At 75.3% G+C, this 24,991-nt stretch carries 26 protein-coding genes and 1 riboswitch; of the genes, 10 read left to right on the top strand and 16 right to left on the bottom strand.

What is annotated here, in order from left to right; genetic code table 11:
* The first annotated feature begins 113 nt into the window (after positions 1–113).
* The 3 genes from ACZ6EM_RS12985 (at position 114) to ACZ6EM_RS12995 (ending at position 2,767) form a co-directional block, all read left to right on the top strand.
* The gene (locus tag ACZ6EM_RS12985; protein ID WP_465772379.1) at positions 114–1,826 is read left to right on the top strand and encodes a pyruvate dehydrogenase; all 1,713 of its coding nucleotides are present in this window, start codon (positions 114–116) and stop codon (positions 1,824–1,826) included.
* A gap of 84 nt (positions 1,827–1,910) precedes the next feature.
* A complete protein-coding gene (locus ACZ6EM_RS12990; RefSeq protein WP_359897928.1) occupies positions 1,911–2,546 on the top strand; it encodes a helix-turn-helix domain-containing protein in 636 nt (211 codons plus the stop codon).
* A 32-nt stretch (positions 2,547–2,578) separates the two neighbouring features.
* Positions 2,579–2,767: a DUF6126 family protein gene (locus tag ACZ6EM_RS12995; protein WP_401049889.1), complete on the top strand. Its 189-nt coding sequence runs from the start codon at positions 2,579–2,581 to the stop codon at positions 2,765–2,767.
* A 145-nt stretch (positions 2,768–2,912) separates the two neighbouring features.
* On the opposite strand, the gene pdxR is transcribed toward ACZ6EM_RS12995, so the two are convergent.
* Positions 2,913–4,355 carry a MocR-like pyridoxine biosynthesis transcription factor PdxR gene (gene pdxR / locus ACZ6EM_RS13000; RefSeq protein ID WP_465772365.1) on the bottom strand — a complete coding sequence of 481 codons (1,443 nt, stop codon included), beginning with the start codon at positions 4,353–4,355 and terminating at the stop codon, positions 2,913–2,915.
* A gap of 247 nt (positions 4,356–4,602) precedes the next feature.
* Between pdxR and ACZ6EM_RS13005 the strand changes: the two genes are divergently transcribed.
* Complete coding sequence (locus ACZ6EM_RS13005; protein WP_401048510.1) at positions 4,603–5,478, top strand: sigma-70 family RNA polymerase sigma factor; 876 nt, start codon at positions 4,603–4,605, stop codon at positions 5,476–5,478.
* Positions 5,479–5,523: 45 nt separating this feature from the next.
* Here the strand turns inward: ACZ6EM_RS13005 and ACZ6EM_RS13010 are convergent, their stop codons facing one another.
* The 4 genes from ACZ6EM_RS13010 to ACZ6EM_RS13025 form a co-directional block, all read right to left on the bottom strand.
* Positions 5,524–6,288, bottom strand: coding sequence for a glucose 1-dehydrogenase (locus ACZ6EM_RS13010; protein ID WP_401048508.1), 765 nt, complete (start codon positions 6,286–6,288; stop codon positions 5,524–5,526).
* 224 nt (positions 6,289–6,512) lie between these two features.
* Positions 6,513–7,433 (bottom strand): undecaprenyl-diphosphate phosphatase, encoded by a 921-nt coding sequence (locus ACZ6EM_RS13015; protein WP_465772366.1) that lies wholly within the window; start codon positions 7,431–7,433, stop codon positions 6,513–6,515.
* A 98-nt stretch (positions 7,434–7,531) separates the two neighbouring features.
* The gene (locus ACZ6EM_RS13020) at positions 7,532–7,750 is read right to left on the bottom strand and encodes a hypothetical protein (RefSeq protein ID WP_380547324.1); all 219 of its coding nucleotides are present in this window, start codon (positions 7,748–7,750) and stop codon (positions 7,532–7,534) included.
* A 108-nt stretch (positions 7,751–7,858) separates the two neighbouring features.
* On the bottom strand, positions 7,859–8,641 hold the full coding sequence (locus ACZ6EM_RS13025) for an NRDE family protein (protein WP_401048504.1): 783 nt from the start codon (positions 8,639–8,641) through the stop codon (positions 7,859–7,861).
* 176 nt (positions 8,642–8,817) lie between these two features.
* On the opposite strand from ACZ6EM_RS13025, the gene ACZ6EM_RS13030 reads away from it, so the two are divergent.
* Complete coding sequence (locus ACZ6EM_RS13030; protein ID WP_401048502.1) at positions 8,818–9,318, top strand: carboxymuconolactone decarboxylase family protein; 501 nt, start codon at positions 8,818–8,820, stop codon at positions 9,316–9,318.
* Positions 9,315–10,139, top strand: a complete 825-nt coding sequence (locus tag ACZ6EM_RS13035) for an isocitrate lyase/PEP mutase family protein (protein ID WP_380547330.1) — start codon at positions 9,315–9,317, stop codon at positions 10,137–10,139. The genes ACZ6EM_RS13030 and ACZ6EM_RS13035 overlap by 4 nt, the downstream gene beginning before the upstream one ends.
* A 165-nt stretch (positions 10,140–10,304) precedes the next feature.
* Here the strand turns inward: ACZ6EM_RS13035 and ACZ6EM_RS13040 are convergent, their stop codons facing one another.
* The 10 genes from ACZ6EM_RS13040 to ACZ6EM_RS13085 form a co-directional block, all read right to left on the bottom strand.
* Positions 10,305–10,565 carry a hypothetical protein gene (locus tag ACZ6EM_RS13040; protein ID WP_465772367.1) on the bottom strand — a complete coding sequence of 87 codons (261 nt, stop codon included), beginning with the start codon at positions 10,563–10,565 and terminating at the stop codon, positions 10,305–10,307.
* A 31-nt stretch (positions 10,566–10,596) separates the two neighbouring features.
* Entirely contained in the window at positions 10,597–11,844 is a 1,248-nt protein-coding gene (locus tag ACZ6EM_RS13045) for a cytochrome P450 family protein (protein ID WP_452179226.1), read from the bottom strand.
* 1,309 nt (positions 11,845–13,153) lie between these two features.
* Positions 13,154–13,807, bottom strand: a complete 654-nt coding sequence (locus ACZ6EM_RS13050; protein WP_380354874.1) for a GTP-binding protein — start codon at positions 13,805–13,807, stop codon at positions 13,154–13,156.
* Complete coding sequence (locus ACZ6EM_RS13055) at positions 13,785–14,132, bottom strand: DUF742 domain-containing protein (protein WP_359897915.1); 348 nt, start codon at positions 14,130–14,132, stop codon at positions 13,785–13,787. Before ACZ6EM_RS13055 ends, ACZ6EM_RS13050 begins: the two co-directional genes overlap by 23 nt.
* A complete protein-coding gene (locus tag ACZ6EM_RS13060; RefSeq protein ID WP_359897914.1) occupies positions 14,129–14,542 on the bottom strand; it encodes a roadblock/LC7 domain-containing protein in 414 nt (137 codons plus the stop codon). The genes ACZ6EM_RS13055 and ACZ6EM_RS13060 overlap by 4 nt, the downstream gene beginning before the upstream one ends.
* Complete coding sequence (locus tag ACZ6EM_RS13065) at positions 14,526–15,791, bottom strand: ATP-binding protein (protein WP_359898088.1); 1,266 nt, start codon at positions 15,789–15,791, stop codon at positions 14,526–14,528. Before ACZ6EM_RS13065 ends, ACZ6EM_RS13060 begins: the two co-directional genes overlap by 17 nt.
* A 232-nt stretch (positions 15,792–16,023) precedes the next feature.
* Positions 16,024–18,243, bottom strand: a complete 2,220-nt coding sequence (locus ACZ6EM_RS13070) for a SpoIIE family protein phosphatase (protein WP_465772368.1) — start codon at positions 18,241–18,243, stop codon at positions 16,024–16,026.
* 197 nt (positions 18,244–18,440) lie between these two features.
* Entirely contained in the window at positions 18,441–19,007 is a 567-nt protein-coding gene (locus ACZ6EM_RS13075) for a TetR/AcrR family transcriptional regulator (RefSeq protein WP_380547341.1), read from the bottom strand.
* Between the two features lie 80 nt (positions 19,008–19,087).
* Positions 19,088–19,915, bottom strand: coding sequence for an alpha/beta fold hydrolase (locus ACZ6EM_RS13080; protein ID WP_401048834.1), 828 nt, complete (start codon positions 19,913–19,915; stop codon positions 19,088–19,090).
* A gap of 130 nt (positions 19,916–20,045) precedes the next feature.
* Positions 20,046–20,336: a YiaA/YiaB family inner membrane protein gene (locus tag ACZ6EM_RS13085; protein WP_359897908.1), complete on the bottom strand. Its 291-nt coding sequence runs from the start codon at positions 20,334–20,336 to the stop codon at positions 20,046–20,048.
* Between the two features lie 209 nt (positions 20,337–20,545).
* A riboswitch (cyclic di-AMP (ydaO/yuaA leader) is annotated at positions 20,546–20,704 on the top strand.
* A gap of 12 nt (positions 20,705–20,716) precedes the next feature.
* Here ACZ6EM_RS13085 and ACZ6EM_RS13090 point away from each other — a divergent pair.
* Positions 20,717–21,565 (top strand): M23 family metallopeptidase, encoded by an 849-nt coding sequence (locus tag ACZ6EM_RS13090; protein ID WP_359897907.1) that lies wholly within the window; start codon positions 20,717–20,719, stop codon positions 21,563–21,565.
* 122 nt (positions 21,566–21,687) lie between these two features.
* Here ACZ6EM_RS13090 and ACZ6EM_RS13095 read toward each other — a convergent pair whose 3' ends face one another.
* On the bottom strand, positions 21,688–22,563 hold the full coding sequence (locus ACZ6EM_RS13095; protein ID WP_465772369.1) for a hypothetical protein: 876 nt from the start codon (positions 22,561–22,563) through the stop codon (positions 21,688–21,690).
* A gap of 42 nt (positions 22,564–22,605) precedes the next feature.
* Between ACZ6EM_RS13095 and ACZ6EM_RS13100 the strand changes: the two genes are divergently transcribed.
* The 3 genes from ACZ6EM_RS13100 (at position 22,606) to ACZ6EM_RS13110 (ending at position 24,969) form a co-directional block, all read left to right on the top strand.
* Positions 22,606–23,196, top strand: coding sequence for a GNAT family N-acetyltransferase (locus ACZ6EM_RS13100; protein ID WP_465772370.1), 591 nt, complete (start codon positions 22,606–22,608; stop codon positions 23,194–23,196).
* 191 nt (positions 23,197–23,387) lie between these two features.
* Positions 23,388–24,128, top strand: coding sequence for a sensor domain-containing protein (locus ACZ6EM_RS13105; protein WP_465772371.1), 741 nt, complete (start codon positions 23,388–23,390; stop codon positions 24,126–24,128).
* Between the two features lie 94 nt (positions 24,129–24,222).
* Positions 24,223–24,969 carry a hypothetical protein gene (locus ACZ6EM_RS13110; protein ID WP_465772372.1) on the top strand — a complete coding sequence of 249 codons (747 nt, stop codon included), beginning with the start codon at positions 24,223–24,225 and terminating at the stop codon, positions 24,967–24,969.
* Positions 24,970–24,991 lie beyond the last annotated feature (22 nt).

A 24,991-nucleotide genomic window follows, 5' to 3' on the forward strand; every position in this document is an offset into this window, starting at 1 on the left:
TACCCGCTCACTCCTTCGGCCCGCCCCGGCTGCGCCCGCCACCTCCCCGGCGGAGGGTGCAGGTGTCCCGTGGCGACCGAAGGAGCACAGCCGTGGTGAGCGTGGCCGAACAGATGGTGGAAGTGCTCCGGCAGGCCGGGGTGGAGCGGGTCTACGGCGTCGTCGGCGACAGCCTCAACCCCGTCGTGGACGCGATCCGCCGGGCCGACGGCATCAGCTGGGTGCACGTGCGCAACGAGGAGGCCGGCGCCTTCGCGGCCGCCGCCGAGGCCGAACTCTCCGGCCGGCTCGCGGTCTGCGCCGGGTCCTGCGGCCCCGGCAACACCCACCTGATCCAGGGCCTGTACGACGCCCAGCGCAGCGGCCTGCCCGTGCTCGCGCTCGCCTCCCACATCCCGTCCGGGCAGATCGGCACCGGCTTCTTCCAGGAGACCCATCCCGAGCGGGTGTTCACCGACTGCAGCAACTGGTGCGAGATGCTCTCCACCCCCGCCCAGCTGCCCCGCCTGCTGCGGGTCGCCGTCCAGCACGCGCTCGGCTCGCACGGCGTCTCGGTGCTCGCCTTCCCCGGGGACGTCGCCGCGCTGACCGCTGCCGCACCCACCGGCACCGGCCACTTCCTCACCGAGGAGGCCGTCGCCGCGCCGCCCTGGTCCCAGGTGCAGGAGCTGGCCCGGCTGCTCAACGCGGCCCGCAAGGTGGTCCTGTTCTGCGGCGCCGGGGTGCGTGCGGCGCACGCCGAGGTGATGGCGGCCGCGCAGGCCCTGAACGCGCCGATCGGCCACTCCCTGCGCGGCAAGGAGTGGATCCAGTTCGACAACCCGTATGACGTCGGCATGAGCGGACTGCTCGGCTACGGCGCCTGCCACGAGGCGCTGCACTCCGCCGACCTGGTGCTGCTGCTCGGCACCGACTTCCCGTACGACTCCTTCCTGCCGCAGGCGCACACCGTCCAGGTCGACCACGACGCCACCCGGCTCGGCCGCCGCACCCCGCTCGACCTGGCCGTCCACGGCGACGTGGCCGCCACCCTGCGGGCCGTGCTGCCGCTGCTGGACGCCACGCGGGACCGCGCCTTCCTGGACGGGATGCTGCGCAAGCACTGCCGGGCGCTGGAGGACGTGATCGGCGCGTACACCCGGGACATCGAGAAGCACCTGCCGATCCACCCCGAGTACGTCGCCTCGGTGCTGGACGAGGTGGCCGCCGAGGACGCGGTGTTCACCGTGGACACCGGCATGAACAACGTCTGGGCCGCCCGCTACCTCCGGCCCAACGGCCGCCGCCGGGTGATCGGCTCCTTCCTGCACGGCTCGATGGCCAACGCCCTCCCGCACGCGATCGGCGCCCAGCTCGCCTGCCCGGGGCGGCAGGTGGTCGCGATGGCGGGCGACGGCGGGATCGGCATGCTGCTCGGCGAGCTGCTCACGGTGGCCAAGCACCGGCTGCCGGTGAAGACGGTGGTCTTCAACAACGGCGCACTGGGCATGATCAAGCTGGAGATGCTGGTCTCCGGCTACCCGGAGTCCGAGATCGACAACGGGAACGTGGACTACGCCGGGATCGCCCGGGCGATGGGCATCCAGGCCAAGCGGGTCACCGAGCCGGCCCGGGTCCGGGAGGTGCTGGCGGAGGCGCTGGAGCGGCCGGGTCCGGCCCTGGTGGACGTGGTCACCGACCCCAACGCGCTGTCCATCCCGCCGCACGTCACCGCCGCCCAGCTGAAGGGCTTCGCCCTGGCGGCGGGCCGGACGGTGCTCTCGGGCGGCGTCGGGCGCATGATCGACCTGGCCCGGAGCAATCTGCGGAACATCCCGCGGCCGTGAGCGCGGGGACGCGGCCCCCTTTCGGGCTCTTGCCTCTGAGGCAAATTTCTTGCCCCTGCGGCATGCCGGGTGTCCACTGGACACATGACCAGCAGCTCCACCGGTGCCGCCACGACCGGCGAACAGCTCGACGACCAGGAGGTCGCCGGCCTCGCCGCCCGCCTCCGTGAGCACCGGCTCAGCAGTCGCCTCACGCTGGAGGTGGCCGCCGGACGGGTCGGACTCTCCCCAGCCTATCTGTCCCGGCTGGAGACCGGCCGACGGCAGCCCTCGCTGCCCGTCCTGCTCGGCCTCGCCCGCGCGTACGGGACCTCGGTCTCCGGCCTGCTCGGCGAGACCCTCGCCGAGCCGGACCCGATCGTCCGCGGCGGCGCCATCGAGCCCGGCCGGGCCGGCGGCTGGGGCTACCGGCGGGCCGGCGCCCCCGGCCGCGCCATGCAGGCCCTTCGGGTGCACGTCCCGCCGGGCGTGCAGGACTCGGTGGTCCGGGTCCACCCGGGCGAGGAGTGGCTGTACGTCCTGAAGGGCGCGCTCCGGGTCACCCTCGGCGACCGCGTCCATCAACTCGGGGTGGGCGACTCCGCCCACTATGACTCGCTCACGCCGCACTGCATCGCCGCGGAGTCGGACAGCGGCGTCGAACTGCTCTTCGTCCACACCCTGCTGCAGAGCCCCGGCGGCGAACTCTGCCTCGGCGGCGGCCCCGCCGCCGTTCACTGACCAGCCGTCAGAACACCCCGGAGGAGATCACCATGGCCGATCCCACCACCACCGCCACCCCGGCCGCCGGCGCCGACACCGCAGCGGGTCCGAAGACCATGGACGCCGGCAAGTGGGCCAACAAGCGCGTCTACCACCGCCTGGTGATCTACACGGCCGGCATCCACATCTTCGCCGGCTTCATCATCCTCCTGTTCGAACTGGGCAGCCGCAACAAGTAGTTCGAACCCCTGACCGTCCGCCCGCCCCCCACCCCCGAGGGAGGCGGGCGGACCACCTCCCCGAACCGGCCCCGCCGGCCGACCCCGGCGGCGGGGCCCCGGCTTCACCGGCCCGGCCCGGCCCGGCCCGCCCTGCCCGCCCCGCTCACGCCCCGCGCAGCAGCTCGCACAGGGCCCGGACGGCCCCGGCGAAGGCGTGCTCCGGCGGGGTGGCGTAGCCGATGACCAGGGCGGGCGGGGCTTCGGCGGTGGCCGGGGTGACGCGGTGCCGGGCGAGGCCGCCGAGGGAGAGACCGGCCTGCTGGGCACGGGCGACGAGTTCGGCTTCCGGGGTGGAACCGGGCGGCAGCTGGAGCACGGCGTGCAGGCCGGCCGCGATGCCGGTGACCCGGACGTGCGGGGCGTGTTCGGCGAGCGCCGAGACCAGGTGGTCGCGCCGGCGCCGGTAGTGCAGGCGGCAGCGCCGCACGTGGCGGTCGTAGGTGCCGGAGGTGATCAGTTCCGCCAGCGTCAGCTGGTCCAGCACCGGGGACATCGTGTCGGCCAGCGCCTTGAGCCGGGCGACCGGCTCGACCAGCGCGTCCGGCAGGGCCAGCCAGGCCAGCCGCAGGCCCGGTGCGAGGCTCTTGGCGGCCGTTCCGGCGTACACCACCCGCTCCGGGTCCAGCGCCTGCATGGCGCCGAGCGGCTGCCGGTCGTAGCGGAACTCGCCGTCGTAGTCGTCCTCGACGATGTACCGGTCGTGCTCCCGCGCCCACCGCACCGCCTCCGCCCGCCGGTCGGCGGAGAGCGCCGCGCCGGTGGGGTACTGGTGGGCCGGGGTGAGCAGGACGGCGCCCGCCCGGCTGTCGAGCCGGTCGACCAGGGCGCCGTCCGCGTCCAGCGGCACCGGGGCGGTGGCGAGCCCGGCGGCCCGGGCGACCGCGTGCTGCGGCGGCAGCCCGTACTCCTCGACGGCCAGAGCGCGGGCGCCGCGTTCCCGCAGGGCGGCGCAGAGCAGGCCGAGGCCCTGGGTGACGCCGGTGCAGACGAGCAGGTGGTCGGGGTCGGTGCGGACGCCGCGGACCCGGGCCAGGTAGTGGGTGAGCGCCTGCCGCAGTTCGATCCGGCCGAGTGGGCTGCCGTAGTCGAGGGCCTCGTGCGGTGCGGTGGCGAGGGCGCGGCGGGCGGCGGCGAGCCAGGCGGTGCGGGGGAAGAGCGAGAGGTCGGGCCGTCCGGACATCAGGTCGTACCGGGCGGTCGGGCGCCTCGGCGACGGTCGGGGGGCCGGCCGCCGGCCCTGGGGTGGTTCCGGCGCGGCCCGTCGGGCGACGGTGGTTCCGGAGCCCTGCCGGGAGCTGAGCCAGCCTTCCGCGGTGAGCTGGCCGTACGCCTCGACCACGGTGTTGCGGGCGATCCCGAGGTCCTCGCCGAGCGCCCGGGAGGACGGCAGCCGGGTGCCGGGGCCGAGCCGCCCGTCCTGGACGGCCTCGCGCAGCGCGTCCTCCAGGGCGGCCCGCAGTCCGGCGCCGGCGGCCCGCCGCTCGGTGAGGTCCAGGTGCAGGTCGCCGCCGAAGGTGGTCCAGGAGGTGGTCCGGGAGGTGCTCACAACCCCCATTCTCGCGTGGCGGGGCGGCGGGATGCCGGACGTCGTCGGGGACGGCCTTGCCCGAGCGGTCGGCGATCCGGGTGGTGGTCATGGTGTCCTCCCGGTCGGTTAGCGTCCGTCACTGGACCGACGGATCCCGACGCGAGGATGTGACAGGGTGAGCGAGGAAATCCCCCCGGCCGAGTCGACCGAGCCGGCCGAGCCGGCCGAGCCGGCCGAACCGGCCAAGCCTGCCGAACCCGCCGAACTGGCCGAACTGGCCCGGCGTTTCGAGGCGGAGCGCCCCCAACTGCGGGCGGTGGCCTACCGGATGCTCGGGTCGATCGCCGAGGCCGAGGACGCCGTCCAGGAGGCCTGGCTGAAGCTGGGCCGCAGTGACGCGGGCGGGGTGCGCAACCTCGGGGCCTGGCTCACCACGGTCGTCGGCCGGGTCTGCCTGGACCAGTTGCGCTCCCGCGCCTCCCGCCGGGAGGACCCGATGCCCGAGCAGGAGGACCGGGTGCGGCTGCCGGACCCGGTGGTCAGCGGGCTGTCGGCGCTGGACCCGGTGCACGAGGTCCTGGTCGCGGACTCGGTCGGGATCGCGCTGATGGTGGTGCTGGAGACGCTCTCCCCGGCGGAGCGGGTGGCCTTCGTGCTGCACGACATGTTCGAGGTGCCCTTCGACGGGATCGCCGAGGTGCTGGGCCGCACCTCCGCCTCCACCCGGCAGCTGGCCAGCCGCGCCCGCCGCCGGGTCCAGGGCGCCACCCCGGCCGCGGACTCCGACAACGCCCGCAAGCGCACGGTGGTGGAGGCCTTCCTGAGCGCCGCCCGGGGCGGCGACTTCGGCGCCCTGCTGACCGTGCTCGACCCGGACGTGGTGGCCCGGTCGGACGGCGGCACGCTGGTCCCGAGCGCGCTGCGCCGCGGTGCGGCGGACGTCGCCTCGCAGGCGATCACGTTCGCCCGCTTCGCCGCCGAGGGCCGGATCGTCCTGGTCAACGGCTCGCCCGGGGTGGTGTCCTTCGCCGAGGGCCGTCCGCTGTCGGTCATGTCGTTCACCGTCCACGGGGGCCGCGTCACCGCGATGGACATCCTCACCGATCCCGTCCGCCTGGCCGCCCTGGGCCTCACGGCGTGACCGGTCGGGCCGCCCGGCCGGCTGCCGGGCGGCCCGGGCCGGGGATCAGGCCAGCCCGCCCGCGGCCCGGAGGTTCTGTCCGGTGAGCCAGCGCCCTTCGGGCCCGGCCAGGAAGGCGACGACGTCGGCGATGTCCTCGGGCCGGCCGAGGCGGCGCAGCGGGGTGAGGCCGGCCACGCGGTCGAGGGCCTCGGGCGGGTTGGTGCCGCGCAGCAGGTCGGTGTCGGTGGCGCCGGGCGAGACGGTGTTGACGGTGATCCCGCGCGGACCCAGTTCGACGGCGGCCACGGCGGTGAGCTGCTCGACGGCGCCCTTGCTGGCGGCGTACGCGGCGATGCCGGGGACGGGTCGGACGGTGTTCACCGTCGAGATGTTGACGATCCGTCCGCCGTCGCGCATCCGGCGGGCGGCGTAGCGGACGGTGGTGAAGGCGGCGCGGGTGTTGACCGTGAACACGGCGTCGAGGTCCGCGTCGGCCAGCTCGGCCAGCGGGGTCGGGGTGAAGGAGCCGGCGGCGTTGTTCACCAGGACGTCCAGCCCGCCGAGCCGCTCCTCGGCCTCGGCCATCAGCCGCTCGGCGGCACCGGCCTCGCCGAGGTCGGCCCGCAGCGCCCAGGCACGGCCGCCCTCGGCCTCCACGGCACGGACCACCTCGGCGGCGGCCCGCTCGTCGTGGGCGTAGCCGAGGACGACCTGCGCGCCGTCGCGGGCCAGCCGCCGGACGACGGCCCGCCCGATGCCCCGCGAGCCGCCCGTGACGACCGCCGCCTTCCCCGTGAGCGGGGCCGGCCCGCCCTGTTCCTCAACCACGTTTCCTCCACGTCCTGTTCGCCGTCGTTTCCCGGGCCACTGTCGCACGCGCGCGCTAGGGTGCCGCCCATGGCGACCTTCGTACTGGTGGCGGGCGCCTGACTCGGGGCGTGGGCGTGGGCGTGGGACGAGGTGGCGGCGCAACTGCGCGAGGCCGGGCACGGGCCGATGTTCTCCCGGCCGGCCGAGCTCGCGCAGGCCCTGGCCGGGGCGGTCCGGGCGGCTCAGAGCGACAGGTAGACCGCGCTGCCGACGCCGGCCAGGAAGCAGTAGAGCGCGAACGGCGTCAGGCTGCGGGTCTCGAAGTACCTGGTGAGGAAGCGCACCGAGACGTAGCCGGCCACGAAGGCGGCGAGGCTGCCCGCGAGGACCGGGCCGAGCACGCCGGAGTTCTCCGGCTTGAACAGCTCCGGCACCTTCAGCACCGAGGCGGCCAGGATGACCGGGGTGGCGAGCAGGAAGGAGAACCGGGCCGCGTCCTCGTGGTGCAGTCCGCGCAGGATGCCGGCGCTCATGGTGACGCCGGAGCGGCTGATGCCGGGGAACAGCGCGAGGATCTGCGCGGCGCCGATCCAGGCGCCCTGCCCGTAGCCGAGCCGGGTCAGCCGGTGGTCGGAGGCGATCGCCGGGTCCACGCCCGGCTCGTCGGCGGCGGCGGTGATGCGTCCGGCCCGGCGGCGGCCGGTGCCGCCGCGCTTGAGCCGCTCGGCGCCGAGCAGCACGAGGCCGTTGAGGGCGAGGAAGACCGCGGCCGGGACGGGCTTGCCGAGCGCGTTGCGCAGGGCCTTCTCCAGCACCAGGCCGGCCACGCCGACCGGGATGGTGGAGAGGACGAGCAGCCAGGCGAGCCGCTCGTTGCGGGTCTGAACCCGGCGGTGCCGGATCGAGCCGAACAGCCCGTCGACCACCCGGACCCAGTCCTTGCGGAAGTAGACCACCAGCGCGAGCGCGGTGGCCAGGTGCAGGGCGACCAGGGCGGCGAGGTACGAGGAGCCCTCGGCGGTCATGTCGAGGTCGTGCTGGATCCTTCCGCCGACCAGGGCGGGCAGCAGGATGCTGTGGCCGAGGCTGGAGACCGGGAAGAGTTCCGTCACACCCTGGAGCAGGCCGACGCCTATCGCTTCCGGGTAGGTCAGGGTCGACATCGCGCACCTTCGCTCGGGGGTCGGTGGCCGCCCGGATCCGGGGCCGTCGCGAAGCTACTACGGGCATGTAGACGTTCGCCAACCCCGCCGTCGGAAGTTCACCGACCGTACGGCTGCGCGACACCGGGGCCGAAATGACCGATCAGCGCCGCCGCCACGGAGGCCAGGACGGTGGCGGACGGGACGGTCCGGTGCGCGGCGTCGCCGAACAGCACGAGGGCGGTCACCGCGGCCGGTGTGCCCGCCAGCGGCAGGGCGACGGTCAGCGCGGCGAGCAGGCGGGGGCGGGGGCGGGGCGCGGGGTCCGGGTGGGTCACGGCGGTCTCCTTCGGCTCGACCCGCGCCACGATTCCGCCTCCCGCAGCGTCAGGTGCAAGTCCTTTTCCGCCGCCGCCGACGTGGGGCCGGCTGCCGTCAGCCCGCCGTCAGGCCGCCACCACCCGCCGCCACCCCGGCCCGTCCGCGGCCACCGGCGCGGCCGCGAAGTCGTAGCGCAGCAGGTCCGGTCCGAGCGCGAGCAGCGAGATCGAGGAGGACCCCCAGATCCGTCCGTCGCCGAAGTCCCGCCGCTGGACCAGCGCGGCGTCCGCGTCCGGGGCGAGCCCGTCCCCGGCGACGATTGGCAGCCACCCGCCCCAGGCCGCCTCGGCCGGTCCGTCGGCGGTCGGCCCGGGCCGGGGCACGGCGGTGAAGCGGGACCGGAAGTGGGCGGCCCGCGCGGCCATCAGGGCGCGGATCCGCTCGGAGGCGGTCCGGCCGGCCGCCAGGCCCTCCAGCCCGTCGTTGAGCACCACGCTCAGGCCGGACGGCAGTTCGCGCTCCTCCAGCCGCCCGCCGGCCCAGCTGAACACCCGGGCGCCGTCGGCCCGGGCCAGGACGAGGTGGAACGGGTCGTACGGGGTGAGGTCGAGGTGGCCGATCCCGCCCTCCCGGAGGGCGGTGAGCGGCAGCCGGCCGCGGGTGCGCCGGGCGTCGGCGGGGGCGAGCGGGCCGAAGCCGTTCAGCAGGCAGGCGGCGGTGCGCCGGCCGGGGTCGAGGGCCAGCCAGGTGCCGCCGGCCGCGAGGTCCAGTCCGCCGAGCAGTTCCGGACGGTCCGGCCAGTGGTGGCCGGGCGGCAGCCAGGCGCGGCCCAGGTACTCGTCCCGGACGGACAGCAGCAGCACCGGGACGGCCGCTCCGGGCTCGATGCTGACGAACGCCGTGCACACGACCGTGCCCCCTGACCTCGACCTTCGGCGACCTCCTGCCGACGATCCCCTGCCAGCGATCCTCGCACGGTCGTTCGTACGCCGGAAGTGGCCGGGACGTGCCCGGGAAGTGGCCCAAGGAACGGGTGGCCGAACGCACCAGGACGCCAGGCCACCGCGCTCCTAGGCTGGCGGCCATGACGACGAACGAGACGACGGCCGCGACGACCGGCACGCACGGAGCCCCGGTGCCCGCCCCCGAGCAGCGCCTGCTGATGCACAAGCTCGCCCCCGCCTACTACCAGGCGATGATCGCCGTGGACCGGGCCTCCCGGGAGGGCCTCGACCCGGTGATCGCCGAGCTGGTCAAGGTGCACGCCTCGATGATCAACGGCTGCGCCTTCTGCATCGACATGCACTCCACCGACGCCCGCAAGCACGGTGAGCAGGACCACCGCCTGGTCTCCCTGCCGGCCTGGCGCGAGACCCCGTGGTTCACCGCCCGCGAGCGCGCCGCCCTGGCCCTCACCGAGTCGGTCACCCTGCTGACCCAGGGCCACGTGCCGGACGCCGTGTACGCGGAGGCCGCCGAGCGGTTCGACGAGACCGAGCTGGCCCAGCTGATCGCGCTGATCGCCACCATCAACGCCTGGAACCGGATCGGCGTGTCCACCCGCATGAGCCCGGCCGCCAAGTGAGTGCCGCGGACCCCGCCGTCCGGCGGGAGCGGGCCCGGCTGCTGCGCGAGCTGCACCGCCCGGGCGAGCCGCTGGTGCTGGCGAACGCCTGGGACGTGCCGAGCGCCCGGCTGGTGGCCGCCGCCGGGGCGCGGGCGGTGGCGACGGCCAGCGCGAGCGTGTCCTGGTCGCTGGGCAGCGCGGACGGCGGCGGCGCCGACCCCGAGCAGGTGCTGGCCCGGACCGCCCAGGTGGTCCGCGCGGTCGACCTGCCGGTCACCGCGGACCTGGAGGGCGGCTACGCGGACACCGCCGCCGGCGTCGGCGGGACGGTCGCCGCGCTGATCGCCACCGGCGCCGTCGGGGTGAACCTGGAGGACGAGGGCCGTCCCCCGGAGGAGGCCGCCGAGCGGATCGCGGCCGCCCGGGCCGCGGCGGACGCGGCCGGCGTGCCGCTCTTCGTCAACGCCCGCACCGATGTCTTCCTGCACGGGATCGGCGCCCCGGAGGGCCGGTTGGACGACGCGGTGCACCGGCTGCGGGCGTACGTCGCGGCGGGCGCGGACGGGGTGTTCGTCCCCGGGGTGGCCGACCCGGAGACCATCGCCGCCCTGGTCGCGGCCGTCCCGGCGCCGCTGAACGTGCTGGCCGGTCCCGGCTCCCCGGCGGTCGCCGAACTCGCGAAGCTCGGCGTGGCCCGGATCAGCCTGGGCCCGGGTCTGGCCGAGGTGGCGTACGCGGCGGTCCGCCGGGCCGCGCGGGAGGTGTACGGGAGCGGCACGTTCGGCGCGTTCGCCGAAGGGCTGAGCTACCCGGAGCTCAACCGGCTGTCCGCGGGCTGAGCGCCCCGCGGCCCGGGTGCCGCGCGTCGAGTGCCGTGGGCGGCCGACCGTTCGGGGGTCGGCCGGCCGCCCACGGGCCGGTCGCCGGGCGGGTGCGCCACCGGGCCGTCCGGTCACCCGACCACCCGGCCACCCGGCCACCCGGTCACCTGATCGCCGGATCAATCAGTTGAGGACGTGTCCGCTGAGCCCCGGGTGGTCCAGCTGGTTGGTCCCGATCGCCTCGATCTCGTTGGCCGGCTTGCCGACCAGCGGGAGCGTGCCCACGGTCCTCAGGGCGAGGTCGGCGGGAGAGACTTCGAGCCCGTCGGTGAGCCCGCCGGTGGCGTCCGGCGAGGAGGCGGTCTGGGTGGCGGCGCAGGCCGCCGGGGCGGCGAGGGCGAGGCCCGCCATGGTGAGGGCGGCCAGGGTGGCGAGTTTCTTCATGCCCTGGCGAACGACCCGGACCGCCCTCAGGTCACCGGCCGGCTCGGACCGTCACCCACAGGGTGCGCACGCTGTTGCTGACGAACGAGGCGATCGGCTCGTTCGTCCGCCCCTGCGCCGGGGCCAGCCCGGGGAAGCGGGTGAACAGGTGCCGCAGCGCCGTCTCGGCCTCCAGCCGGGCGAGCCCGGAGCCGAGGCAGAAGTGCGGGCCGTGGCCGAGCGACAGGTGCTTGGCGGGCTGCCGGGTGAGGTCGAAGCGGTCCGCGTCCGGATGGTGCCCGGAGTCCCGTCCGGCCGCCGCGTACGAGGCCAGCAGCGCCTCGCCGCGCCGGATCACCACGTCGCCGACCGCGATGTCCTCGGTCGCGTAGCGCAGCGGGAACTGCCCGACCGGGGAGTCGTAGCGCAGGGTCTCCTCGACCACCGCCGACCACGGCTGTTCCCCGTCCAGGACGAGCCGCAGCTGGTCCGGGTGCGCGAGCAGGGCGCGGACGGCGTTGGTGATCAGGTTGAGCGTGGTCTCGTGCCCGGCGACCAGCATCAGCAGCAGGGTGCCGACCAGCTCGGCCTCGCTGAGCCGCTGCCGGTCGAGGGGGTGGCCGGCCTCGCGGACGGCGATCAGGTCGCTGGTCAGGTCGTTGCCGGGCTCGGCCCGCTTGGCCGCCACCACCGAGGCCAGCAGCGCGTTCAGGCCCCGCTGCGCGGCCAGGGCCGCCGCCGGGGTGGCCGAGCTGGAGACCATGGTGTCGGAGAGCTCGTGCAGTTCGTCCTGCTGCTCCAGCGCGAGGCCGAGCAGTTCGCCGATCACCTGCATCGGCAGCGGGTAGGCGAAGTGCCGCCGCAGGTCGAACGGGCCCTCCAGCTTCGCGACCTCGTCGAGCAGTGCGATCGTCCGGGCCTCGACGGCGGGGGCCAGGTCGGCGATCCGGCGCGGGGTGAAGGCCTGCGAGACCAGCCCGCGCAGCCGCCGGTGGTCCTCGCCGTCGGCGGTGACCATGCCGGGGACGGCGATGAAGTTGAGCAGCGGCCAGCCCTCCGGCAGCCGTCCCTCCCGGAAGGTGTTCCAGAGCCGGGCGTCCTTGCCGACCCGGGGGTCGGCCAGCAGCGACTGGAGGGTGTCGTGGTGGGTTACCGCCCAGACCACCACCCCGCCAGGGAGTTCCACCAGGACCGCGGGGCCGGCCGCGCGGAGTCGGGCGTTCTCGCCGTGCTGGTCGCGGCCGAAGGGGTCGAGCCGGACGGGCTCGGCGCGGGTTCCGGCGTCGGTGGTGGTGTCCATGCGGGCCTCTCGGGGGCTGGCGGGCGGGGCGGGGTGAAGGCGCTGTAGAGCACCGGGAGGGCGGTCAGGGCCCGGGACCACGGGGACGGGCGCCAGGTCAGCTCTCCGGCCGGTACGGCCAGTTGGAGGTCGGGGAGGCGGTGCAGCAGGGTCTCGACGGCGGTCTCGACGATGATCCTGGCCGGGTGCTGGGCCGGGCAGACGTGCCGGCCCGCGCCCCACGCCAGGTGCGCCCGGTTGCCGCCGAGCGAGCCCTGGGCGGCGGCGGAGACGCCCTGCGCGGCCGGGTCGGCGTTGGCCGCGGCCAGGCCGAGGACGAGCATGTCGCCGGCGCTGATGTACTGGCCGCCGAGCACGGTGTCGCCGGTGGCCCAGCGGCCGGGGAAGTTCTGCGTCGGCGGGTCGCGCCAGAGCACCTCCTCCAGCGCGTCGGAGACGGTCAGCCGTCCGCCGGTGAGGGTGGCCCGGAAGCGCCGGTCGGTGAGCAGCAGCCGCAGCGTGTTGCCGGTCCAGTTGATCGAGGTCTCGTTGCCCGCGACCAGCAGCACCACCAGGTGGTGCACCGCCTCCTCGTCGGTCAGCCCGGCCGGGTGGGCGAGCAGCCAGGAGGTGAGGTCGGCGCTCGGGGCGGCCCGGCGGCGGCGCACCAGGTCGACGAGCATCGTCTGGAACTCCAGGCCGGCGCGCTGCGACTGCGCGCTGCTGTCCACGAAGTGGCTGATCAGCTCGACCACCCGGGGCCCGCTCTCCACCGGCAGCCCGACCAGCTGGGTGAAGACCAGCAGCGGCAGCCGGCGCGCGTACTGGGCGACCAGGTCGGCGGTGCCGTCCGGGCCCCAGCCGTCGATCAGCCCGTTGGCGGCGGCCTCGGTGGTGCCGCGCAGCTGGCGGTGGTCGATCTGGGCGAGGGTGTCCGAGACGGCGCAGCGCAGCCGCTGGTGCTCGGCGCCGTCCAGGTTGAGCAGGGTGGGCCGCCAGGAGGTCATCGGCAGCAGCCGGGAGTCGGCCGCCAGCCGGCCCTCGGCGGGCACCCGCCAGCGGCGCGAGTCCTTGGAGAACAGCGCCTCGTTGCGGGTGAGTTCGAGCAGCTCGGCGTAGCCGAGGACGAGCCAGGCCTCGACCCCGGGCTCCAGCTCGATGGGGGCGACCGGCCCGTAGCGCTCGCGCAGCCGGGCGTACAGGCCGTGCGGGTCCTCGGCGACGGCCGGGCCGTACAGCGGGGTCAGCGGGACGCCCACGGGCAGCCCGCCGGGCAGGCCGGTGCCGTGGGCGACCGGGCACCCGGCGGCGCCGGGGGGTTCGGGGGTGGTCATCCCTGGAGCTCCAGGATCGAGCTGCGGTGCAGGTGGTCGACGAAGTCGATCAGCAGGTCGTAGGACTGCCGGCGGTCGCGTGCGTCGCAGTGCAGGATCGGCACCTCCGGCAGCAGGTCCAGCGCCGAGCGCAGCTCCTCCTCCGGGTAACCCGGCGTGTCCGGGAAGGTGTTGACCGCGACCGCGAACGGGATGCGCTGCTCCTCCAGCCGGCCGAGCACGTCGAAGCTCTCGTCGGGGCGGCGCAGGTCGACCATGGCGATGGCGCCGAGCGCGCCGCGCGACAGGTCGTCCCAGAGCGGCCAGAACCGCTGCTGCCCGGGCGTGCCGAACAGATACAGCGCGAGCCGCGAGTTGAGCGTGATCCGGCCGAAGTCCAGCGCGACCGTGGTGGTGGTCTTGCCGGGGCGCCCGGTGAGGTCGTCGATGCCCGCGCTGGCGGCGGTCATGGTCTCCTCGGTGCGCAGCGGGGTGATCTCGCTCAGCGAGCCGACCAGGGTGGTCTTGCCCACCCCGAACGGACCGGTGACCAGGATCTTGACCGCGCCCTGCACCGAGGAGGGCAGGTACTGCGGTCCGTCGGCGGCACCGGCCGCGTCGGTTGCGTCCGGGGCGTCGGGGACGGCTTCAGCGGAGTTGGCGGAGGCCAACGAGCACCTCCTCCAGGAGGGTTGCGGGCAGGCGTTCGGCCTGCGGGACGGGCGGGAGCACCTGCACGGCGCCGAGGTCCCACAGGTCTCCGACCAGCACCTTGACGACGCCGAGCGGCAGCCCCAGGTGGGCCGCCACCTCGGCGATGGACAGCAGGCTGTGGCAGAGGTCGAGGATGCGCCGGTGCTCGCGGTTCAGCAGCGGGTGCTCGGGCAGGTCCGGCGGGTCGGGTAACGCGCTGACCAGGCTCTCCAGGGCCAGCTCGGCCCGGGTGGAGCGGCTGCGCCCACCGGTGATGACGTACGGCCGGACCGGGCCGCTCACCGGTGGCCCCCCGCCGCGTGGTCGACGCGCGGCGGGCTGGTGAGGTGGGTGCCGATCCGCTCGACCAGGACCTGCATCTGGTAGGCGACCAGGCCGGCGTCGACCGCCTCGCTCGTCACCACGGCCAGGTGCGCGCCGGCCCCGGCGGCGACGACGAAGAGGTAGCCGCCGCCGTACTCGATGATGATCTGGCGGGTGGCGCTGCCCGGCCCGCCGAAGCCCGTCGCGACGCCGCGGGCCAGCGACTGCAGTCCGGAGCAGGCGGCGGCGAGCCGTTCGGCGTCGTCGCGGGCGATGCCGGCGCTGCGGCCGATCTCCAGGCCGTCGTTGGAGACGACGACGGCGTGCTGGACCTGCGGGACGGCGATGATGTCGGCGAGCAGCCAGCCGAGATCAGGGGTGGTGGTCATGGAACTCTCCGGAGCGCTGGGGAAGTCGGGGGGAAGCGGGAAGGGAAGGGTCGGACTGGGCCTGGGCCCGGGCGGCGGTACGGCCGCTGGCGGTCCCGGCCTGGAACATCGCCATGAACGCCTGCGCGTCCCGGGCCGAGCGGTAGGGCGGCGCGGGCTGCGGTGGGGGAGCGGCGTGCTGGGCGGGGCGGCCCGTGCGGCCGCGCCGGTGGCTCCGGCGGGGCAGCGGGGGCGGGGTGTCGCCGGTGGCGGCGTGCCGGCCGGACGGCGGGGTCTCCAGCAGGGGGTGACCGACGGGGGAGGCCGGTCGGGGGCCGGGGTTGAACGCCCGGTCGTCCGGCCCGAGGCCGGGGACGGTGGGCGGCAGCGGCTCGGTGAGCAGCGCGTTGGGCAGCAGCAGGACCACGCGCACGCCGCCGTACGGCGAGGGCGCCGAGCTGAGCGTGACCCGGAAGCCGTACTGCTCGGCGAGCCGGCCGACCGCGGCCAGGCCCAGTTGCGGGACCTCGCCCAGCCGGGAGACCTCCAGGGTGCTGCCGCCGGCCAGCGCGGCCGCGGCCTTGACGACGGCCTGTTCCGGCATGCCGACGCCGCCGTCGTCGATCTCGATGACGGCGCCGTTGTGCACCGGCATCAGGGTGACGAACACCTGGGTGCTGGGCGGGGAGTAGCGGGTGGCGTTGTCCAGCAGTTCGGCGATCGCGTGGATCAGCGCCTCGGCGGCGGCGCCGACCACCGCGGTCTCGGTCCGGCTGCGCACCACCACGCGCTGGAACGGCAGGATGCGCGACTGGGCGCCGCGGACGACGTCCTCCAGGGGGACCGGTTCCGGCCAGTGCCGGCCGGCCCGCGCGCCGCACAGCACGGCCAGGGTCTGGGCCAGCCGGGCCTGTTGGGCGGCGGCGTGGTCGGCCTTGAGCAGGCCCTCCAGCAGGGCCGGGTCGTCGTGGGTGCGCTCCATCTCGTCCAGCAGCGCCTGTTGGTCGTGGGCCATCACCAGGATCCGGCGGGCGACGCTGAGGAAGGCCCGCTGGGTGGAGGCGGTGTGCTCCTGCTCCTGCTGGACGGCGGCGAGGTCCTCGCCGCGGCGGGAGAGTTCGGCGGCCAGTTGCTCCTGGAGGGCGGCGAGTTCGCCGTGCAGCCGGTCGGCGCGGCGGCGCTGGGTGACGGACACGGCGCGGTACCGCGCGGCGGCCACGAGGGCGAGGACGGCGAGTACGCCGGTTGCCGTTACGGACCACTGAGTCATCGTCACGCCGCGAATTCTAGGGTGATGATCCTACGAAGGTGTGAACGGATCTCGCCAAGTGACCGGATCTCGTCAATATCGAGTCAATTCGGCGCCAATCGGCACTCGTTCGACCCCGATCCCTGCGCCTGACGAGCCGGGGGAGCAACCTGACCGGCCCCGGTGGGAACGCCGGAACCGAGCCCGACGGCCGGATCGCGTTCCGCGATGTGTGGGGCCCGTGTGCACGGTGTTACGGAAGGGGCGTCGTCCGGTGCAGGAGCAGCAGCGCCACGTCGTCCGGCCGGGACCGCCGCTCGGTCACGTTCAGGGTGAGCAGATCGGCCAGCCGCTCCAGCGCCGGTGCCGGGCCGATCCGCCCCGGACCCGTCTGCCGCGCCCACAGTTCGAGCCCGCCGAGCATCCGCTGCACCGACTCGTCGTAGTCCTCCTCGCGGTCCTCGACCAGCCCGTCGGTGTACGCCAGCAGCGTCTCCCCGACCGCCAGCCGCTCCAGCGCCAGCGGGTACGGCTGCTCCGGATCCACCCCCAGCGGCGGCCCGCCCGGCAGCTCCAGCTCGACGGCCGCGGCGTCGGCGGTGATCCGCACCGGCGCCGGGTGCCCGGCCCGGGCGGCGGTCAGCGCGCCGTCGGCCGGATCCAGGGTCAGGTAGAGGCAGGTCGCGAACAGCTCGGTGTCCAGCTCGGCCAGCAGCCGGCTGGTGCGGGTCAGGGTGGCGGCCGGGTCGTGCCCGTCCGTCGCGTACGCCCGCAGCCCGCTGCGCAGTTGGCCCATCACCGCGGTGGCCTCGGCGTTGTGGCCCTGGACGTCGCCGATCACCAGCCCGATCCGGCCCTCCGGCAGCCGCAGCAGGTCGTACCAGTCGCCGCCGATCTGCATGCCCTCGGTGCTCGGCAGGTAGCGGGCGGCACTGGCGATCCCGGACAGCCGGGGCAGGGTGCGCGGGAGCATCGCCCGCTGCAGCTCGGAGGCCCGGTGGTGGTGGGTGTCGTACAGCCGGGCCCGCTCCAGGGACTGCGCCAGGATGCCGGCGAAGGCCGAGTACAGGGTCCGGTCCTCGCGGCTGAACACCCGCTCGGCGGCGAAGGTGATCAGGCAGGAGCCGACCTGCTGCCCGGAGGCGACCAGCGGCAGCACCGCCCAGGCGGCCGGGGCGAGCGGATCGCGCCGGGAACGGGCCGCCGAGGGTTCGCTGAACAGCGGGGCGGAGCGGGCCAGCGACCGCTGCATCACGCCCTCGGACAGGTCCGCCAGACGGGTGAGCTCGGTGCGGCGCGGGCCCCCGTACACGGTGTGCGAGACGGGCAGCAGCCGGCCCGCGTCCACCAGGTCCAGGACGATGCCGGCGGCGCCGAGCGCCGGACGGGCGACGTCGGTGACGGCCGTGGTGACGTCCCGGACGGTCACCGCCCGGGACAGCGCCCGGGTGAGCGTCAGCAGCAGTGCCGTCCGGGCGGCGGCCGGGGAGTTCCGCTCCTCGGCCGGCGGCTGCTCCCGGTACCCGGCCTCGGCCAGCAGCCCGGCGATCCGCACCGGCCGCCCGTGCACGTCCAGCATCACCTCGCCGGACTCCTCGACCCGGGCGGGCCGGCCGCCGGGCCTCAGCACCCGGTAGCCGATCCGGTAGCGGCCGCCGGTGGCCAGCGCCTCGGCGAGCGCGGCCTGCACGTCCGGCAGGTCCTCCGGGTGGACCAGCCGGTCCAGCTCGGGGGCGGCGCCGTCCGGGGCGGCCGGGCGGCCGGCCACCCGGAACGCCTCGGCGTCCCAGTAGCTCTCGCCGGTGACCAGGTCGCGCTCGAAGGCGCCGTGCCCGGCGGCCCGCACCGCCAGCGACAGCAGCGGGTGGGCCGGCCCGGCCGGGTGGCCGTCCGCCGCCCGCGGACCCTCGGGCAACCGGATGCCGTAGGGTGCGCGGGTGCCGTGCGGGAGATGGGCGTCGGCATGGTCCAGCAGGTGCGAGAGCCGGTGGGCGCAGGCCTCGGCGACGGTCTCCAGGACGTCCAGGTCACGGCGCGGGACGGTGCCCCGGTGGGCCAGCGCGAGGGCGAGCACCCCGATCGGCCGCTCGTCCACGACCATCGGCAGGGCGATCACGGCGACCATCCCGGTGCCCAGGCCGGCGTTCGCGTTCGGGTAGTCGACGCTGGTGTGCTCGGGGCTGAGCAGGTACGGGCGCCGCAGCCGCAGGGCCATCGCGGCGGGCAGCTCCCCGGCCGGATCGACCACGCCGTAGCGCTCGTGCGCCCAGTCCGGCAGCCCGTGCGAGGCGGTCAGCCGGAGCATCCCGGCGGAGTCCAGCAGGTACAGCGCGGACCCCTCGCCGGTGATCCAGCTCGGGCCCTCGGCCAGTACGGTGCCGAGCAACTCGGCGGCGCTGGTGCAGCCGAGCAGCAGGCGCACGCAGCGCATCGCACTGCGCGCGGTCGGACTGTCGGCGGGCTCCAGGGGCACTGACCCTTAATACCCCATTTCCCCAAGCGGTGAATGGTTCCTCAAGGGGTGAACGGGGACCGGGCCGTCGCACCGGCACCGGCGAGGTGGCCGTCCGCACCGGCGGTCGTCCGGGCGCGGCCCGGCGCGGGAAGTCGGCCCGGCCGACGTCCGGCGCGCGGGCGGTGCCGCCCTCCGGGTCCGTGCGGGCCGGCCTCCTACGCGGGCCAGGCGCGGAGGCCGGTGGTGAGGGTGGCGATGAGGCGGTCGTGGGTGGTGGCGAGGTCCTCGGCCAGCCGGAAGCCGCCGGCGGTGGTCAGGGAGGCGAAGCCGTGGGCGAGGGAACGGACGGTGCGGGCGGCGTGGATCGCCTCGGAGCCTTCGAGGCCGTACTCCCGCAGGACGGCGATGATCACGCCGACGAGCCGGGCGCCCGCGCGGGCCAGGTCGTCGTCGGGCTGCGGGGCCTGGGGGAGGGCGTTGTAGCGGTGCGGGTGCGCGGTGGCGTACGCGTGGTAGGCGCGCAGCACGGCGGCGACGGCGTCGTCCCCGCTGCGCCCGACGGCCGCCTCGGCCAGCCGGTCGGCCAGGTCCCCGGTGACCCGTACGGCGATCAGCAGCCGCAGTGCGGCGAGGCCGCCGCTGACGTGCTTGTACAGCGAGGGAGTGGCGACCCCGGCCCGGGCGGCGACGGAGGCCAGCGTGAGGGCCTCGGCGCCCTGCTCGTCGATGAGGGCGAGGGCGTGGTCGACGACCTGGTCGGGGGTCAGTCCTACGCGGGGCATGGGTTCGGGCTCTCCGTACGGATGACGTCGGGTGGATCGGGCGGGGTCGGGCAGGAGCGGGCGGTGGGGACGGGCGGGGCTCAGCCGAGCTCGGCGAGGAACGGCAGCAGGGCGTCGGCGGTGGCCGTCGGGTTGTCGGCCATCGGGTAGTGCCCGGACCCCTCGATCATCACCTTGCGCGCGCCGAGCGCGGCGGCCTGCCGGTCGGCGACGAGCTCCGGCTTCGGGAAGTCGGGGTCCTTGCTGCCCATGACCACCAGCGCCGGGCACCGCACCGCGGCCGTCCAGCCGACCGGCGCCGAGTCGCCGTGGACGTACCCGCGGGTGGCGGTCTTCCGCCCCGGGGTGCGCAGCGCGGCGACCAGTCCGTCCACGTACGCGTCGAAGTCGGCGGGCTTGGCGCCCGGGAAGGCCATCCGGCGCAGGTAGAAGCCCCAGGAGGCCGGCCAGTGGACGAGGGCGGCGCCCATCAGGCCCATGACGCCGCGCATCAGGGCGCCCGGCGGCGGGTTCTCGACGAAGGCGTTGAGCAGGACGATCCCGGCGACCCGCTCGGGCGCGTCCCCGGCGGCCCTGACGACGGTCGCCCCGGTGTAGGAGTTCCCGGCGAGGACGGCGCGCTCGATGCCGAGGTGGTCGAGCAGGGCGAGGACGTCGCCGGCGATGGCGGCCGGGCCGTAGTCGTCCCACTCGACGGAGGACTCGCCGAAGCCCCGCAGGTCCACGGTGACGACGCGGTGGCCGGCGGCGACGAGCAGCGGACGCAGGTGCCGGTAGGCGGCCCGGCTGTCGAGCATGCCCGGGAGCAGGACGACGGGGGTGCCGTCGCCCTGCCGGGTGTCGTCGAAGGCGATCCGGCCGCCGGGAACGGTCAGGTACTGGGTGCTCGGGGTGATGGTGCCGTTCATGGGGTCCTCCTCGGGCCGCCGGTGCGGGACATCGGCGCGCGGGCCGATAGCCATAAAGCTAAGGCTAATAGCCTTAGCCGTCAAGCGAACGGCCGGGTGAGGGGTGGAGCGGAAGGAGTGGAAGGGATGATCAGACTCCCTCCACCTTGAACGGGTCGTGCTCGCTGAGCAGCTTCTCCAGCCTGGCCTGGTCCACCCGGGTGACCATCTCGTTGGACTCCTGCCGGTCCCGGATCACCTTCGCCAGCGTGAACGCCGAGGTGACGGTGTAGAGGAGGCCGATCCCGAGGAAGGCCCTGGTCCATCCGCCGACCGGCAGATAGGCGATCCCGACGGCGAGGGCGACGCCCGACAGGGCGAAGGAGAGGACGGCCTGGATGTGGTACGCGGCCGTGGTGCGGGTCTGCATCGATGTGCTCATGGCGCCAGGATGTGGCCGCCCGGCCGGGGCGCACATGAGTAGGAGTACTCAGATGGGACCGTGCGCGAGGGGGGTGTTCGCCGGTGTCGTTCGTTGACGTCCGATCACTTTGCCCTAGGCTGCTCCGAACGGATGGCTTGGAATCAGAGCCTCCTAGGATTAACGTTTGATAACGCAGCGCGGTTGTCAACGCCGTACCCAGACGGCACCGTGCGCCGTCGCCTAATCCCGCCGACCCGCCTCCGGGCAGGTCAGGGAGCCGGGGAACCACGTTCCTTGGGGTGAATCGGCGGGGCCCCGGCCCAGCCGTAGGAGACCTTCCTGCTCCGAACCCGTCAGCTAACCCGGTAGGCGCGAAGGAAGGAAAGGAGCGCGCCTCCGTGGCGTCGACGCACACCCCGGCACACCCGGCCGGCTTCGCAGCCGGTACCCAGCTCCTCGACCACCCCGGCACGGACGGCCCCGAGGCCTTCGGCCCGGAGGACTTCCCCGCGGAGGTCGAGACCAACCGCCACCGGATGCCGCGTCAGACCCGCGGAGCCTCCCCACTGCTCGGCGTCACCGCCGTCGCCGCCACCCTGGGCGCCACCGGCTTCGCCTCGGCGACCCCGGCCGCCGCCCCCGCCGTCGAGGCCCCGGACGAGACCCCGGTCGCCCTCTCCGCCGACCCCGGACTCGCGCTCGCCGCCCGCATCCAGCACCAGGCCGACAGCCAGCGCACCGCCGCCGAGGAGACCGCCCGGCTCCAGGCCGCGCAGGAGGCGGAGGCCAAGGCCGTCGCCAAGGAGGCCGAGGCCAAGCGCGCCGCCGAGGAGGCCGAGCGGGTCAAGGCCGCCGCCCTCACCCTCCCGGTGAAGGACTACCGGCTCTCCGCCCACTACGGCCAGAGCGCCCGCTACTGGGCCAACCTGCACACCGGCCTGGACTTCGCCGCCGACACCGGCACCCCGGTCTACGCGCTCGGCCAGGGCACCATCACCTCGGCCGGCTGGGCCGGCTCGTACGGCTACCGGATCGTCGAGACCCTGCCCGACGGCACCGAGATCTGGTACTGCCACCTCTCCTCGATCACCAAGGGCTCCGGCAAGGTCGCCCCCGGCCAGCAGATCGGCAAGGTCGGCGCGACCGGCAACGTCACCGGGCCGCACCTGCACATGGAGGTCCGCCCCGGCGGCGGCGCCCCGGTCGACCCGGAGCCCTGGCTCCAGCAGCGCGGCCTCAACCCCTGACCCGCGCGAGAAACCCGGTGCACCCGCGAGAGGCCCGCGCACCCGCGCGAGAAACCCGACGCGCACGCGAGAAGGCCCCGGCCCGGAGCAGCGGCTCCGGGCCGGGGCCTTCGTGCGAGGTCTCACTCCTCGGCGGGCAGCTGCGCCAGGTACGCCTCGATCTCCTCCTGGCCCGGCTCCGGCGCCAGCTCCGGGAACTCCGTCACCAGCAGCCGGGGCAGCCCCGGTACCGTCCACCCGCCGAACAGGTCGAGCGCCGCGTCGACCGCCGCCTCCTCGAACTGCCCGAAGTCCCCGGCCAGTTCGTCCGGCATCGGCCGCCCCTGCGCGGTCAGCTCGGCCAGGTTGCGGTAGCTGCGCCGCATCAGGCCCTGCTCCAGCAGCCGCCGGGCGCCGTCCGTGGCCATGCCGACCGACAGCACCCGGCCCGGGCCCCAGCCCTGCTCGTCCGGCTCGTCCAGCCAGCCGGCCGGCACCAGCGCCTCGTACGCGGCCAGCCGGTCCTCCTCCGCGAGCTCCGCGAAGCCGGCCAGCCAGTCCCGCACCGCCGCCCCGTCCGTGACGTCCACCCCGTACGCGTGCAGCAGCACCGCGTACAGCCGGGGCCAGGTCACCAGGTCGGCGCGGCGCAGCAGCCCGGTCGCGACCTCGCCCTGCCACTCGGCCTCCTCGTGCAGCCGCTCCTGGCGCTTGGCGTTCAGCCGCCGGGCCGCCCGCTGGTGGTCGATCAGCAGCCGGACGGCGTCGCCGTAGGCGAGCGGGTCCTCCTCGGGAGCGGGTTGGACGTACAGGTGGAGCCGCTCGTACAGCAGGTGCTCCACCGCGTCGGAGGTCAGTTCCGGCCAGCCGTCGTGCATCCTGCCGTCGCCCAGCTCCAGCAGCGCCAGCACCGCGCGCAGCGGCGCCTCGGCCACCGGCGCGCGGTCCTGCCCGGCCGCCCAGGCGAGCAGGTCGGCGGCCTTGGTGCGGGGGGCGAGCCGCAGGTCTTCGTCGTTCATAGTCCGAACGGTAGCCGCCGGGCGGGGATAGGGTCGGCAGCCATGGTCCCCGTACGACTCACCGGCCCGCGACTGGCCGTCCGCGAGTACCACCTCACCGAGGACGACGTGGACGCGCTGCACGCGCTGTTCGGCGACCCGGAGGTCACCCGCCACCTGCCCTTCGGGCCGAGCGGCCGGGAGGACTGCGCCGACCAGATCGAGCTCTACCTGGAGGAGGCGATGGCCGAGGAGCGGGACACCTACCGCCTCGCCGTCACCAGGCTCGCCGACGCCGAGGAGCCGGCGGACGCGACGCCGATCGGGCAGGCCTCGCTCACCCTGGACGGGCACCGCGCCGCTCAGCTCGGGTGCGTGCTGGCCCGCGGGTCCTGGGGCCGCGGCTACGCGGGCGAGGCCGTCGGCCTGCTCTGCGACTTCGCCTTCGGCGCCCTGGACCTGCACCGGCTGGCCGCCCGGGTCGCCGTGGACAACGACGCCTCCGTGAAGGTGCTCACCGGGCTGGGCTTCCGGCTGGAGGGCCGGCTGCGGCACGACGCGTTCAAGGACGGCGTCTGGTCCGACTCGTTCCTCTACGCGCTGCTCGCCGACGAGTGGCCGGGGGCGGGCGCGCGGGGCCGGACGACCGGCTGACCGCCCGGGCCACGGACCACCGCTCGACCCCCCACCGGCTCACCCCCCTCCAGCGGCCGCCCGGTGGAGGGGGGTTAACCCCACCCCGGATCCGCCAGGCCTCCGGATCCCGGCCGGCCGGCGCGTCCACCAGACTGGAGCCTGTCAGCGGGACGAACGACCGACAGTACGAGGGGCCGGGGGCCGGGAGCATGAGCAGCAGCCGCAGCATGGAGGACCGGGAGTGGGACGTCCTGGGCGGTCACGGTGACGACCCGCGCCCGGCCCGGGTCCGCCGGACCGAGCGGCGGCCGGCCGTGTGGCGGGCGCCGTTCTCGGCGTACTACTACCGCGAGGTCGGTTACGCGCTCAGCGGCCTGCCGGTGGCGATCGTCGGCTTCGTCGTGTCGATCACCCTGTTCTGCCTCGGCCTCGGCACCCTCGTCACCGTCATCGGCCTGCCCGTGCTGGGCGCCCTGACCAGCGTCGCCCGCAGCTTCGGCCGGCTGGAGCGGGCCCGGGTGCGCGGCATGCTGGCCCTGGACGTCCCCGGCCCGGCGCCGGTGCGCCGGGTCCGCCAGGGCAGCTGGGGCGCGGTCACCGCGCGGCTCGCGGACGGGGCCGGCTGGAAGGCCGTGCTGTACCAGGTGGTGATGTTCCCCTGGGCGGTGCTCAGCTTCGCGGTGACGCTGGTGTTCCTGGTGCTCGGCTGGGCGCTGGCGCTCTACCCCGTGTACCACTGGGTCTTCCCGACGTACACCTCCTGGAAGGGGTACCGGTTGTTCGACTTCCACGACAGCGACGGCGTCCGGCACGTGTACGACGTCCAGTCGCCCTGGCAGATCGCCGGGCTCTCGCTCCTCGGCGTGCTGCTGATCCTCCTCACCACGCAGCTGGTCCGCGGCCTGACCAACGTCAACCGGGTCGCCGCCCAGGGCCTGCTCGGCCGCTGACCGGCCGGCCCCGGCCGAGGACCCCGCCCGCGCCCCGCCCGCACCCCGGACGCCTCCGGATGCGGGTGGGGCCGCCGCGTGTTCGGATGGCCGGGTGGCCGCCGTCGGCATTCCCGCCGTTCCCCCGGGCGTCCTGGTCACCTCCCGGCCGCTGGACGAGTACTGCGCCCTGTTCGGCCTCACCCGGGCCCGGCTCGCCGCCCTGCCTGGCCCGGTGCTGGACTGCCCCGGCGGCGCGGCCGGCCTGGCCGCCGAGGCGCGCGGGCTGGGCTGCCGGGTGATCGCCGTCGATCCGGCGTACGCGCTGCCGCTGCCGGCGGTCGCGACTGCCGCGGTGGCCGCCCGGGCGGCGATGGCCGCCGCGATGGCCACCCGCCCGCAGCTCTACCCCTCGCCCCGCCCGTACCGCGCCGAGCGCTACCTGCGCAGCTGGGACCGCGCCCGCCTGCTGTTCGCCGCCGACTCGGCCGCCCACCCGCAGCAGTACGTGGCCGCCGCGCTGCCCCGGCTGCCCTTCGCGGACGGCGCCTTCGCCCTCACCCTGAGCGGCTACCTGCTCTTCGCCTACCCCGAACTCTTCGGCCCCGAAAGCCAGTTGGAGGCGTTGACCGAGCTGGTCCGGGTCACCTCCCCGGACGGAGAGGTCCGGGTCCAGCCGCTGCACGACGGGTACGGCCGGCGCTGCGGCCATCTCGGCCCGCTGCGGTACGCGCTCGGCGAGCGCCGGATCGGCAGCGAGGTCCGCCGCTACCCCGGGCCGGTGGGCGGCCGACCCCGGCGGGTCCTGGTGCTGCGGGCCGCCGACCACCGCCGCCGGGCGCTCCGGCCACCGGTCATGTAATGGTCACTGTCGGGGGCCACTC

The organism is Kitasatospora sp. NPDC041917 (assembly GCF_055589745.1).